The organism is Rhizobium sp. G21, from assembly GCF_014158035.1.
Taxonomy (GTDB): domain Bacteria; phylum Pseudomonadota; class Alphaproteobacteria; order Rhizobiales; family Rhizobiaceae; genus Rhizobium_E.
Window position 1 is genome coordinate 2,619,668 of the sequence record NZ_JACFXW010000001.1, and the last position, 12,086, is coordinate 2,631,753.

The 12,086-nt window shown below is 62.2% G+C and carries 9 protein-coding genes and 4 pseudogenes; 7 read left to right on the forward strand and 6 right to left on the reverse strand.

Annotated elements, in window-relative coordinates; all coding sequences use genetic code 11:
• Nucleotides 1-28 precede the first annotated feature (28 nt).
• Nucleotides 29-346 (forward strand): hypothetical protein, encoded by a 318-nt coding sequence (locus H2O14_RS13320; protein ID WP_182828037.1) that lies wholly within the window; start codon nucleotides 29-31, stop codon nucleotides 344-346.
• A gap of 61 nt (nucleotides 347-407) precedes the next feature.
• Here H2O14_RS13320 and H2O14_RS13325 read toward each other — a convergent pair.
• A pseudogene (locus H2O14_RS13325) lies at nucleotides 408-1,287 on the reverse strand (methyltransferase domain-containing protein).
• 590 nt (nucleotides 1,288-1,877) lie between these two features.
• On the opposite strand from H2O14_RS13325, the gene H2O14_RS27440 reads away from it, so the two are divergent.
• The 6 genes and pseudogenes from H2O14_RS27440 to H2O14_RS13355 all read left to right on the forward strand — a co-directional run bounded on the left by H2O14_RS27440 (nucleotide 1,878) and on the right by H2O14_RS13355 (nucleotide 6,537).
• Nucleotides 1,878-2,126, forward strand: coding sequence for a phosphoribosyltransferase family protein (locus H2O14_RS27440; protein ID WP_312858602.1), 249 nt, complete (start codon nucleotides 1,878-1,880; stop codon nucleotides 2,124-2,126).
• 40 nt (nucleotides 2,127-2,166) lie between these two features.
• Nucleotides 2,167-2,421 carry a glutaredoxin 3 gene (grxC, locus tag H2O14_RS13335; protein ID WP_182828039.1) on the forward strand — a complete coding sequence of 85 codons (255 nt, stop codon included), beginning with the start codon at nucleotides 2,167-2,169 and terminating at the stop codon, nucleotides 2,419-2,421.
• Nucleotides 2,421-3,252, forward strand: a pseudogene (locus tag H2O14_RS13340) (carbon-nitrogen hydrolase family protein). The gene grxC and the pseudogene H2O14_RS13340 overlap by 1 nt, the downstream one beginning before the upstream one ends.
• Before the next feature lie 24 nt (nucleotides 3,253-3,276).
• On the forward strand, nucleotides 3,277-3,705 hold the full coding sequence (locus H2O14_RS13345; protein WP_182828040.1) for a DUF1178 family protein: 429 nt from the start codon (nucleotides 3,277-3,279) through the stop codon (nucleotides 3,703-3,705).
• A 136-nt stretch (nucleotides 3,706-3,841) separates the two neighbouring features.
• Complete coding sequence (locus H2O14_RS13350) at nucleotides 3,842-5,257, forward strand: lipopolysaccharide biosynthesis protein (protein ID WP_182828041.1); 1,416 nt, start codon at nucleotides 3,842-3,844, stop codon at nucleotides 5,255-5,257.
• Nucleotides 5,258-5,259: 2 nt separating this feature from the next.
• A complete protein-coding gene (locus H2O14_RS13355) occupies nucleotides 5,260-6,537 on the forward strand; it encodes a GNAT family N-acetyltransferase (RefSeq protein WP_182828042.1) in 1,278 nt (425 codons plus the stop codon).
• On the opposite strand, the gene H2O14_RS13360 is transcribed toward H2O14_RS13355, so the two are convergent.
• The 5 genes and pseudogenes from H2O14_RS13360 to H2O14_RS13375 all read right to left on the reverse strand — a co-directional run bounded on the left by H2O14_RS13360 (nucleotide 6,538) and on the right by H2O14_RS13375 (nucleotide 12,050).
• Complete coding sequence (locus H2O14_RS13360; protein WP_182828043.1) at nucleotides 6,538-7,464, reverse strand: prephenate/arogenate dehydrogenase family protein; 927 nt, start codon at nucleotides 7,462-7,464, stop codon at nucleotides 6,538-6,540.
• Nucleotides 7,465-7,995: 531 nt separating this feature from the next.
• Nucleotides 7,996-8,337, reverse strand: a pseudogene (locus H2O14_RS29425) (cadherin repeat domain-containing protein); the annotation flags it as partial.
• A gap of 430 nt (nucleotides 8,338-8,767) precedes the next feature.
• A pseudogene (locus H2O14_RS29430) lies at nucleotides 8,768-9,808 on the reverse strand (cadherin repeat domain-containing protein); the annotation flags it as partial.
• Nucleotides 9,742-11,532 (reverse strand): PPC domain-containing protein, encoded by a 1,791-nt coding sequence (locus H2O14_RS13370; protein ID WP_182828045.1) that lies wholly within the window; start codon nucleotides 11,530-11,532, stop codon nucleotides 9,742-9,744. The pseudogene H2O14_RS29430 and the gene H2O14_RS13370, both read right to left, overlap by 67 nt.
• A complete protein-coding gene (locus H2O14_RS13375) occupies nucleotides 11,529-12,050 on the reverse strand; it encodes a hypothetical protein (RefSeq protein WP_182828046.1) in 522 nt (173 codons plus the stop codon). Before H2O14_RS13375 ends, H2O14_RS13370 begins: the two co-directional genes overlap by 4 nt.
• Nucleotides 12,051-12,086: the final 36 nt, after the last annotated feature.

A 12,086-nucleotide genomic window follows, 5' to 3' on the forward strand; every position in this document is an offset into this window, starting at 1 on the left:
ACCGGACTGACGACAGGCTTGTGTGAACATGGACGATGATGACTTGAGAGGGTCCCGTGTGGGGGATTTTGTCGACGAGCGCCGCAATCGCATCGGCGCCGTCAATGTCGCATTGCTGTTCGGCACGGCGGCGATCGCGCTGTCGCTGATCCTGACCCCGATCGTGTCGCAGAAGAGCGACGAGATGCAGGCCGGCGCCACGCTCGGCTATGACGATATCAAGACCGGCTCTATCCCGACCGGCGACGGCAAGGTCAAGCGCTACACGATCCGCCGTTCGGTGCTGCAGGATAGTCCCGGCGATGTCTGCATCATCGACCAGAACGGCGTGCGCAACGGCTGCTGACCTGTCTTCACCAGCTTCGAGACGCGGCGGCCCGGCTCGAAGCCGGGTTTTTGATTCAGGATCATGTTTCTTCGGCTGCCTGCGCCGCCTGGCGGATCGCGTCTTCGAGACGCATCTTGGCGGAGCCGGGCCGAAGCGGCTTCTGCTGGCTGTCATGCGGCGCCCAGCCCGACAGGAAAATCAGCGAGAATGTCGCGCGAATGCGGCCGTCGGGATCGGAATATTTTTCCTGATAACGACGCGCCGCCTCGATGAAATAGCCTCGCGACACCGGCGTCCGAGACCGGGCCGCCAGACTGCTGGTCATACCCATCGCCCGGAGATCGGCCATCAGCGCGAAGAGTGAATCATAGCGAACAGTGAAATTCTCGACATCGGCCACAGGAAGACTGAAGCCGGCGCGCTGCAACAATGCGCCCAGCGCCCGCACCTCTCCGAACGGCACCACGCGCGGGCTCGCGCCGCCATGTCGCGCGATGTCGGTTTCGATCAGCACGTCGTTGAGTTCGGCGAGCGTGCCGAGGCCGGGGATCGCCGCCATGAAGAAGCCGTCCGGTCTCAACGCCCGCCGGATGCGTATCAGGCTGCCCGGGAGATCGTTGACGAGATGCAAGCACAGCGGCGCAATTGCCAGATTGACGCTCTCGGGCTCGAGCGGCACATCTTCGAAGCTGCCGGCGAGCATGGCGGGATGCGCCTCGGGCGCGACCTCCACGGTCTTCATCGCGTCGATCTTGCCCGTGGCGAGGCAGGCGCCGGCCGCCGCGCCTGTGCCGCCGAACAGTTCGACCGCGTCGTCGAAGCGGCGTTCGATCGCCGATAGCCTGAGCGACAGTTCCTCGGCGGCGAGATCGAGCAAAAATCCGGCTTTGGGATCGAAAGCGCGCGCGGCGGCGCCTGCGGCGCTTTACAGCGAGATCGGGATCAATCAGAATTTCCATCGTCAGCTACTCTCGTGGATTGGCGGCACAGTCATCAAACGTCCGGCGAAGTCAAGCGATGTGGATGGTGTCAGGCTCCTGGCGCGGCTTGGGTCGCGCAGCGAAGGAAACCGGCGGATGGCTGAGCCGTTCGGCCGCCGATCTGTTTTTTCCTCCGACCTGCCCGGTCTGTGGACGCTTGACCATGAACGGCGGGGCGCTGTGCGCCGCCTGCTGGTCGCAAGTCCGCTTCATCGAAAAACCCTATTGCGACATTCTCGGCAGTCCATTCAGCCATGATCTCGGGCCCGGCGCGCTGTCTGCGGAAGCCATCGCCCACCCGCCGGATTTTGCGCGCCTGCGTTCGGCCTGCCTGTTCGATGGACCGGCGCGCGAGCTGGTGCATGGCTTGAAGTATCGCGACCAGACGGAACTCGCGCCGATGATGGCTTTGTGGATGGCGCGGGCCGGGTCGGAGCTGATCGCCGCCTCCGATGTTTTGCTGCCGGTTCCGTTGCATCGCCGGCGCATGCTGGAGCGGCGCTTCAACCAGGCGGCGGAACTCACGCGCGCTCTCAGCCAGAACGGGCGTCCCGATGTTGCCGGACGCGGTGAGACGCATTCGCAACACCGCCCATCAGGTCGGGCTCACTCGACTGGGCCGCGACGCCAATGTGCGCGGCGCGTTCCGGCTGAACGAGGGCGGCGCGAGCGAAATTTTCGGTCGACGCATCCTGATCGTCGACGACGTCTACACGACGGGCGCCACGGTGTCGGCCATCGCGCGGCTGCTTGCGCGCAGCGGGGCGACGGGGGTCGATGTTTTGACCTTTGCAAGGGCCTTGCCGGACACTATATGACGGAAAGAAGAACGTTTTTCGGCGTTGAACGGAGACTGGCATGGCGTCCGTGGTGATCTATACGAGACAGGGTTGCGGCTATTGCAGCGCCGCCAAGGCGTTGCTCGGCGGAAAGGGCGTCGATTTCGTCGAGCATGACGCCACCGGCAAGCCCGATATCCGCGAGGAAATGATGGCGAAATCTGGCCGCAACACCTTCCCGCAGATCTTCATCGACGGTCAACATGTCGGCGGCTGCGACGATCTGCATGCGCTCGATCGCGCCGGCAGGCTCGATCCCCTCCTGGCCGCCTGATCATGGTGAAAATCGCCGCGATCCAGATGTGTTCGGGCGTGGACCCGGAGAAGAATGCGCTGCGCATGGAGGCTCTCGTGCGCGAGGCGCATGCCGGCGGCGCCGTCTATATCCAGACGCCGGAGATGACCGGCGCCCTGCAGCGTGACCGCAAGGGACTCGCCGAGATCCTCCGACCGGAAGAGACGGATCTGATCGTCGCCCGCGCCAAGGCGCTGTCGGCGGAACTCGGCGTCCATCTGCATGTCGGCTCGACCGCGATCGCGCTCGAGGACGGCAAGACGGCCAATCGCGGCTTCCTGTTCGGACCCGATGGGGAACTCGTCTGCCGCTACGACAAGATCCACATGTTCGACGTCGATCTCGACAATGGCGAAAGCTGGCGCGAAAGCGCCGTCTATCGTCCGGGGTCCGAGGCGAAGGTGGCGCATCTCCCCTTCGGCGCGCTCGGCTTCGCCATCTGCTACGATGTCCGTTTCCCCCAGCTGTTCCGCGCCGAGGCGCTGGCCGGCGCCGAGATCGTCAGCCTTCCCGCCGCCTTTACGCGCCAGACGGGGAAGCGCATTGGGAAGTGCTGATCCGCGCCCGCGCCATCGAGAACGGCGTCTTCATGATCGCCGCCGCCCAGGCCGGCCTGCATGAAGACGGCCGCGAAACCTATGGCAATTCGATGATCGTCGACCCTGGGGCCGCATTCTCGCCCGAGCGCCCTTGGTGGGCGAAGCGGTGATCATGGCCGATATCGACATTGCGGAAACAATCGCCGCTCGCGCCAAAATCCCCAACCTCAAGAATGCACGGGATTTCGAACTGACCGAAGTCAGGCTCTGACCTCCATCAAGGATAAGTGAGATCGTGATCCGCTATTCCCTCCATTGCGACAAGGCGCATGAATTCGAAGGCTGGTTCGCCTCGAGCGCCGATTTCGACCGGCAGGCCGAAGCCGGTTTCGTCTCCTGTCCGGCCTGCGGCTCGCTGTCCGTTTCCAAGATGCTGATGGCGCCCAGCGTTTCCACCAGCCGCCGCAAGGACGAAACGACCGCGCTGGCGCTCGACGTCACTCGCAAGGAAGTGATGCAGAAACTGCGCGAGATCGTTACCGAAGTGCGCAACAATGCCGAGGATGTGGGCGAGCGTTTCCCCGAGGAAGCGCGCAAGATCCATTACGGCGAGACCGAAGCCCGCGGCATCATCGGCCAGGCTTCACCCGTCGAGGTGAAGGCGCTGCTGGAGGAGGGCGTCGAGATCGCGCCGCTTCCGGTCCTTCCCGACGATATCAACTGAAAACCGCCTTCGGCGGGGGCCCTCTGCGCTTGGATGTTCAGCATTTCGGGCGCCGGTCCAACCCTTTCTTAACCAAGACCCATGTACAAGCGGAGACTGTTCCTTTCCGCGCGTATGAGTTCGGGTATTGCGTATCATGGCCCTTCTGCAGGCCCCAGCCAAGGACGTTCCGTCGGGTCGCGTGAGCCAGGTCAAGGCACTCGCGGGCAAGGTTTGGACGCGGCTGCGCGAGACAGACCCTGAAAGCCGCGCCGGGCGCATGGCGCTGATCGCCTTTCTCATCCGCATCCTCTCGGCCGGCATCGCCTTCGTCTCGCAGATCATTCTCGCCCGCATCATGGGCGAGCATGAATATGGACTGTTCGTCTTCGTCTGGGTGCTGGTGATCCTGATCGGCAATCTGTCCTGTTTCGGCTTTCATTCGGCGCAGATCCGCTTCCTGCCTCAATTCGAGGCCGAGCGCGATCACGACCGCGCCCGCGGCCTGACAACCGCCTCCCGCATCTTCGCGCTCGTGTCGTCGAGCCTGGTGGCGCTGATCGGTTATGTCGTGCTGACGCTGTTTGCCGATCGGCTGGAGCCCTATTACGTCGCGCCGCTCTTCATCGCTCTGTTCATCCTGCCGATGATTGCGCTCGGCGACACGATGGAGGGTACGGCGCGCGCCAATTCCTGGGCGGTCGTGGCGCTGAGCCCGACCTATCTCATCCGACCGACGCTCATCCTCGTCTTCATGCTGCTGGCGGTCTGGGCGGGAGAGCCGCGCACGGCGGAAACGGCGCTGGTCGCCAGTCTCGTGGCCACCTACGCCACCACGATCGGGCAATTCTTCAACATCAACTGGCGGCTCAATCGCCGCTATGAGCGCGGCGCATCGGTGGTCGAATTCGGCTCTTGGCTGCGGGTGGCGCTGCCGATCTTCTTGATCGAAGGCTTCAGTTTCCTGCTCACCAATTCAGACACCGTGGTCACGGGGCTATTTCTCGACCCCGCCCAGGTCGGCGTCTACTTCGCGGCGTCGAAGACCATCGTTCTCGTGCAGTTCGTGTTCTTTTCGGTGAAAGCGGCGAGCGCGCCCCAGTTTTCCGCCTTGCATGCACGGGGCGCGACGCGCGAACTGGCGGAATTTGCAGGCCGCACCGTCCGCTGGTCCTTTTGGCCGTCGCTCGCCGTCGGGCTGGGCTTGCTGGCGGCGGGCAAATTTCTGCTGTCGATGTTCGGCTCCGGCTTCGTCTCAGGCTATGCCGTCATGGTCATCCTGTTCTTCGGCATCATGACGAAGGCGCTGGTCGGCCCGGGCGAAGTGCTCCTTACGATGTCCGGACATCAGGCATTGTGCGTCAAACTCTATGTCGCGGCGTTGGCCGTCAATATCGGTCTCAACGTCGTGCTTCTGCCGCTGTTCGGCATCGAAGGCGCGGCCTTTGCCGCAGCGGGCGCCATGGCGGCGGAAGCGCTGCTCCTGCATGTGGCCGTGCGGCGGAAACTCGGAATTACCCTCTTCGCATTTGCCCGGCCGATCGCCGGAAACAAGACTTTGGGAGAAGCCTGACCATGGCTCTGACGCCCGCTCAACAGGATGATGGATTGCAAAATTCGCTGCAGCTCGCCGAGGGACGGCTGGCTGGCGACCTCGATCGCCCTCAGGCGCTGATCACGCTGGAGACCGGCAAGCCCGGCCGGACGCTATCGATCTATCACACGCAATCGGGCTATGACCTGCAGAACGAACTCGACTTCCTCTCCAACCGCGCGCTGGAGCCGAATGTCTTTTTCTCCAGCCGGTTCCTCGCCCCGGCGATGCCGCGTCTCGAAGATCGCGAAGTGCGTCTCGCGCTGATCCGCGACGACCACGAGGGACGCAGCCGTCTCCGCTATCTCATGCCGTTTTCGATCGAAAAGCCCGGGTTTGCGCTGGGTGCGCCGATCTTGCGCGTCTGGGCCAACAATTTCGGCCCGCTCGGCACGCCGCTGGTCGATGCCGAAGGCGCGGCCGAGACGCTCGACCATCTGTTGACGGCGCTCGCCGAACCCAGGGCGAAGTTGCCGCAGGTGCTGGTGATCCCGGATGTCCGGGTGCGCGGCCCCTTTACCCAGTTGATGAAGGCCATTGCGATGTCGCGCAACCTGCCGGTCGATGTCGTGGGTCTCAGCGAGCGGCCGATGCTCGAGAGCCTCGAGGATGGCGAAACCTATCTGCGCGCCTCGATCAAGGCGTCGCATCTGCGCGAAATGCGCCGGCAATGGGGGCTGCTGGAACAGTCGGGCGCTGTCAGCTATGCGGTGGCGCGTCAACCGCGCGACATCCGCTTGCGCATGGAGGAGTTCCTGCTGCTCGAAGCGTCTGGCTGGAAGGGCCGCAAGCGCACCGCCATGCTGTCGGACCGGTATCGCGCCGCGATGGCGCGTGAGGCGGTCAACAACCTCGCCGAAGTCGACCAAGCGCGCATCCACACTATCGATCTCGACGGCAAGGCCATCGCCTCGCTGATCGTGCTGATGATGAATGGCGAGGCCTATGCCTGGAAGACCGCTTTCGACGAGGCCTATGCGCGTTTTTCGCCGGGCAAGCTGCTGATGGCGCAGGTCACCGAATGGCATCTCGACGACGCAAACATCATGCGCACCGATTCGCTCGCAGCGCCCGATCATCCGATCATGAGCCGCTTCTGGCGGGAGAGGGAGACGATGGGCACGCTGATCGTCGGGCTGACGCCGCATGCCGACCGCGACGTGCGCCAGGCCGGCTCGCAATTGCATCTCTATCAGAACACCAAGAGCGTGGCGAAGATGATCCGCGAAAAGATTCGCGCCTTTGCCGGCCGCAGCTGATCAGGGCGTCGTCTTGATGTGGCGGCCGAAGTCGGGCGCCGCCGTATCCTGTCCCGCCTCGATGATCGAGCGGCGCACCGCGCGGGTGCGGGTGAAGAGATCGAACAGCTTGTCGCCTTCGCCCCAGCGGATCGCCCGCTGCAGATAAGCGAGATCCTCTGAAAAACGCGCCAGCATTTCGAGAATCGCGTCCTTGTTGTGCAGGCAGACATCGCGCCACATGGTGGGATCGGACGAAGCGAGACGGGTGAAATCGCGAAAACCCGAGGCCGAATATTTGATCACTTCGGATTCGGTGACCGTTTCCAGATCCGCCGCGGTGCCGACGATGTTGTAGGCGATGATATGCGGCAGATGCGACACGATCGCCAGCACCTTGTCGTGATGGACGGGATCCATCTCCTCGACCTTTGACCCCAGCGTTTCCCAGAAGCGCCGCAGCTGCGCGATCGGCTCGGCTTCGGAGCCTTCCACCGGCGTCAGAATGCACCAGCGGCCCTCGAAAAGATCGGCGAAGCCGGCGTCCGGGCCGGAATGTTCGGTGCCGGCGATCGGGTGTCCGGGGATGAAATGCACGCCTTCGGGCACATGCGGCAGCATCTGGCTGATCACCGAAGCCTTGGTCGAGCCGACATCGGTCAGGATCGCGCCCGGTTTCAGAGTCCCGGCGATCTCTTCGGCCACCGCGCCCGAAGCGCCGACCGGAACCGAGACGATAACGAGATCGGCGTCGCGCACGCAATCACGGGCTATTTCGTAGTAGTGCGTGCCCAGATCGAGCGCCTCGGCGCGCGCCAGCGTTTGGCTGCTGCGGGAGGAAATCGCCACCTCGCGCGCCAGGCCTTTGAGCTTGACGGCGCGAGCGATGGAGGAGCCGATCAGGCCGATGCCGATCAGCGCGATCTTGTCGAATTGCATTGTGCTCATGGTCAGAAGACGCGCCCCGAAAGATTTCGCTCACGCCATAGACTGCGCGCCGGCATTTGTCGAGATTGGGGTTGACGCGCCGATGGCGGCGATCGTCCAAATCCATCCGTCCTCCCATCAAGGAGACAGAATGACGGCGACCGGCGGCGCCGGTCGCGAGAATACGCCTTGTTAGACGATGTCGAAGTCCCGGAATGTCAGGTCCATACCCTTGCCGATCTTGGCGAAGAGAATGGCGTCGAATTTGTCTTTGCTGCCATCGGCGTCGAAATACAACTCGCCGTTCCGTTCGTTGTAGATGATCCGATCCGACTTATCCTCGGCGTCGCCCGTGTCGTTGGACTCGAAGCCCGCTTTCGCCAGCCCTCCCAGTTTGCCGATCTTTGCGAACACATCCAGTTCGAGATGAAACTGATCGTCCGCCACGGAAAAATCGCCAATGGTGTCGGCGTTGTTTTTGGCGATTTTGGTGTCGAAGACGAAGATGTCCTCGCCGAGGCCGCCGGTCAGTTTGTCTTTGCCGAGGCCGCCATTCAGGATGTCGTCTCCACCCTTGGCGGACAGGGTGTCGTTCTTGCCCTGGCCCGAGAGAACGTCTTCCTCGTTGGTCCCATTTTTGACATCGGCGGCCTTGGTGCCCTGGAATGTGATTCCCTTGACGTTCTGCACGCTGATGGCCACGGCCTGATCCGCAACGCCTCCATTGCCGTCGTCGGCGCGGATGATCACGTTGTAGGAATTGTTGTTGCCGACATCGGACGGATCTTCGAAGTCGGGCGCTTCCTTGAACGCCAGTTGGACCTTGCCTTTGACGGTCTTGATCTCGAACAAATCGGAGTCGGGGCCACCGACGATCGAATACTGAAGAATCATCGTCGTCGGGATCGGTCGCCACGATGGTCTTGACGGTGGTCTGGTTTTCCTTGAGCTTGACGAGCGTGTTCATTCCGCCTGAAATTACCGGATCGGCATTGCCGCCGACCACCGTGACCGTCATCTCCTGGGTGACGCTTTCGCTGCCGTCATAGGCAGACACTCTGAAATGGTACACGCCGTCGCCGTCGGTGTCCCAAGGCGCGTCGGCTTCCACCGCGGGATCGAGCGTGAGGTAACCATCCCCATCTATCTGGAACGCGAAGAAGTCCTCGAAACTTCCTTCCGACGGATTCACCGTCCACGTAATCTGATCGCCGTCTTCGTCGGTCGCTGCAAGCTGGACAATCCGGTCGTCGCCTTCTCTCACCAGAAACTCATTTTCGCTGGTGATGACCGGAAGGTCGTTCACGTCGTCGACATTGACGGTGAAGGTCTGATCCAGAGACCGGCCGCCGCCGTCTTCGACGCGAATGGTCACATCCAGGGTCGGGGTTGTTTCGTGATTGAAACTGCCGCGGGTGTAAAGCCGCATCCCGCCTGACTCTTCCCGGATCTCGAAAAGATCGGCATTGGGGCCGATCAAACTGTAATTCAGCCCCGCAAACGTGTCGGGGTCTTGCGCAAATATGTAGCCGACTTCAGACCCGGATGGCGCATTTTCCTGGACGTCGTCATTATAGAGGTCGATTATGGTCGGCGCGGCGTCATCGATGTTGTCCACATAGACCGTAAAGGCCGTATCCACCGTGTGATTGGCGGAATCTGTGGTTCGTATGGTGAGGACGTAACTGGAAAGCGTTTCATAATCTGGCGACGCGGTCAGTTTGAGCTGGTTGCCGACAAGGCTGAACGGCAGGTCGTCTCCGTCCACGATCTCGAAGGTGAAGGTCTCGTCCGCATCGGGGTCGTTACCCTCCAGCGTCGCGACCACCGTCCCTGCCGCACTGTTTTCTTCCACTGAAGCGGACGTATCGCCTTTCAGGCCGACGACCGGCTCATTCACATCGGCGACGTCGATCGTGAAGGTCCTGACAAAACTGGTAAGCGCGCTGTCGGTGACCTTGACCGTGATTTCATAGCTGGACTGCGACTCGTGGTCAGGGTCGGAATCGTAACTGTTCCAGTACAGCTTGCCGCCTTCGATCCGGAACGTCCCATCGGCATCGTCGACCAACTCGTAGGTGAATGTGTCCGAGGCATTGTCGTCGATGGCGGCCAGCTCGCCGATGGCGATCGATGGCGCATTGACGACGTTTTCGTCGATCACGTTGTTCGACAGCGAAATATCCGTCGGCGCATGATTCGGCTCCATGATCTGCACACGAAGCATGCCATTGTCATTGTAGGAGACGGCGAGCTTGCCATGCGCCCCGACCGCCAGGCTCAGATTGCCGCCAAAGCCTATTGCTGTTTCAGCGCCCACTTCCGCACCGAAATCGTCGAACTGCTGGAGCTGCAGGTTGCCCATATCCGACCAGGCGATTGCGAACCCGCCCCCGGCGGCAAGCCGACGACGGAGGGTCTGTGCTGACCCAGAGCCTGATTGTCGCCGAGCAGTATGTCGCCTGTTCGCGGAGTCCCATCGGCATTGAAGACCCTGAAATAGCAATCCGTAAAGGGCACGGCATGATTCGGGTCGTCTTCGTTCGATGTCCAGGCGACGACGAAGCCGCCATCTGCGAGTTCGGCGACCGACTGCGCGCCTTCCACGAATTGCGCGCGCGCCTCGGTCTGGTTGACATCGAAAGTATGCAGTACATTGCCGGCCGCATCGACGATTGCGCCCTGGACGCCGTAGCCGGCGCTGTTGTCGCCAGCCGGATCCGCCTCGGTGTCAGTCCATATGACGACCGCGCCGCTGCCCAGAGCGGATACGGATGTGCGCTGGCCGTTGCTGTTGACGCCGGTGGCGGTGTCGATGGTGATGGGTAGTGCCCCGTTGATCGAAATCTGCACCATGTTGCCGGTCACGTCGGTGCCGTGAATGCCGTCACTGCCCATGCTGGCGATGTACTGGCCATTGGCGAGCGTGGCGATGTCGACGGCGAAGGTCGAATAGGTCTTGAACGTCGGCGTCGAATCCGGTGTCAACGGGTTGACCGGCCCCAGTCCCAGTTCGCTCCCCTGTGCAACCACGGCCCTATAGATCATGCCGGTCAAGATCGAATAGGTATTCGGCACGATCACCGAATAGCCGCCATCCGCGTTCATGACCACTTCCGTCGCGCCCGGCAGGTTGTTGTAGTCGCCTCCGCGGTAGATCGAGAAGGTGCTGTAATCGGCGCGCGGATCGAGATCGACCACCTGCCCTTCGGCATTGATGATCTCCACATGGCTATGGAACGACTGGTTGAACGGAAAGTCCCAGTAGCCGTCGATTCGCGACGTGAAGCCGATTGCGAAACCTCCATCGCCGAGAGCAGTGATCGAAGTTTCGCCGAGAAATCCTACTCCGGTGATATTGTCGATCGTGGCTCCGTCCTTGACGAAGGATGCCGGCTGACTGTGGACGCCGACCTCATAGGCGCCGACGCCCGTGTCGCCCGCGGCGCTGACCTCGACATAATAATCGCCGTCCGTGGTCGCCGTGAAGACGAGCCGCGCATCGGAATCGACGCCGCTGTCATCGTCCTGTCCGAGAACGGCGCCGTCGGCGCCGAGCAGCCTGATGTTCGGATCGGACAGTGCCCCGTCGCCCGACGCCGCTCCCTCGGCGGTGATGACATAGGTTTCCCCGGCCTCGAGTTCGATCTTCACCCAATCCCGATCGCCGGCCGTCTCGAGCTCACCATCGAGGTTGCCGAAGGGATCGAGCCGTCCCGTCGTTTCGGAATCGGCCGACAGGGTATCGATCTGAGGCTCCGCATCTTCTTCGAAACTGGTCAGGGTATAGGCCGAAAAACCGCGAAAGCTCGCCATGGCGTTGGCCGCGAAACTCGCGCCATCCGTGCCCACCAGGGTCGAGCCGTCATTGCCGATCAGGCGACCGTTCTGCAGCGAATATGCCGGCCCGATGATCGAGTTGCCGCCGCCGCTGAAATTGATCAGCGTGCCGCCGTCATTGCCGATCAGGCCGGCGCTGTCGTTGCCGATCAGGGAGGCGACGTCGAACTGGTTGAGCGTGCCGCCATCATTGCCGATCAGCGTGCTTCCATCGTTGCCGATGAGGGTTCCACCATCATTGCCGATCAAGGCGCCGCCGTTGCGGAGTATGAATTCGGGGTCAGGCCGTTGAGGCCGTTGATGAAGCCCGTCCCGCTGTTGGTGATCGGCGCCGGTTGATCGAGACTGGTCAGCGTCACCGTGGACTGGCCCGTTGCCGGATCATAATTGCCTTCGACGACGACCGCGGAATTTTCAGGCGATCCATAGCTGAATTCGTAGTCGGTCAGATTGCCGTCCTGGAAGGACTGGACCTTGTGGACGAGAACCGACACCCCATCCACGACGCCGCGATCCAGGGTTTCGGAAAACACCAGGTCGCCATGCGAATATTCGCTGTTTGGTCCGAACGGCTTGGCGGAACCGGGTTCCGCCTGTGCGAATTTGAGCCAGGTAAAGCTGCCATCGCTGCCGAGGCTTCGGTAGGACTCCAGGCTGCCGTCGGCATAGAGGGTGAAGGACACCGCGTCGTCGGCAGGGGGATAACTTCCGGCCGGCGCCGCCGAGCCGTCCGGCTTTACATAAACGATCGTGGTAGGGGTATCCACCCCTGTACTTTCATGACGAGTTCGTTTGAACTGTTC

Coding starts and splice junctions, on each gene's coding strand:
- H2O14_RS13320 (WP_182828037.1), top strand. CDS start 29: ATGGACGATGATGACTTGAGAGGGTCCCGTGTGGGGGATTTTGTCGAC.
- grxC (WP_182828039.1), top strand. CDS start 2,167: ATGGCGTCCGTGGTGATCTATACGAGACAGGGTTGCGGCTATTGCAGC.
- H2O14_RS13350 (WP_182828041.1), top strand. CDS start 3,842: ATGGCCCTTCTGCAGGCCCCAGCCAAGGACGTTCCGTCGGGTCGCGTG.
- H2O14_RS13355 (WP_182828042.1), top strand. CDS start 5,260: ATGGCTCTGACGCCCGCTCAACAGGATGATGGATTGCAAAATTCGCTG.
- H2O14_RS13360 (WP_182828043.1), bottom strand. CDS start 7,464: ATGAGCACAATGCAATTCGACAAGATCGCGCTGATCGGCATCGGCCTG.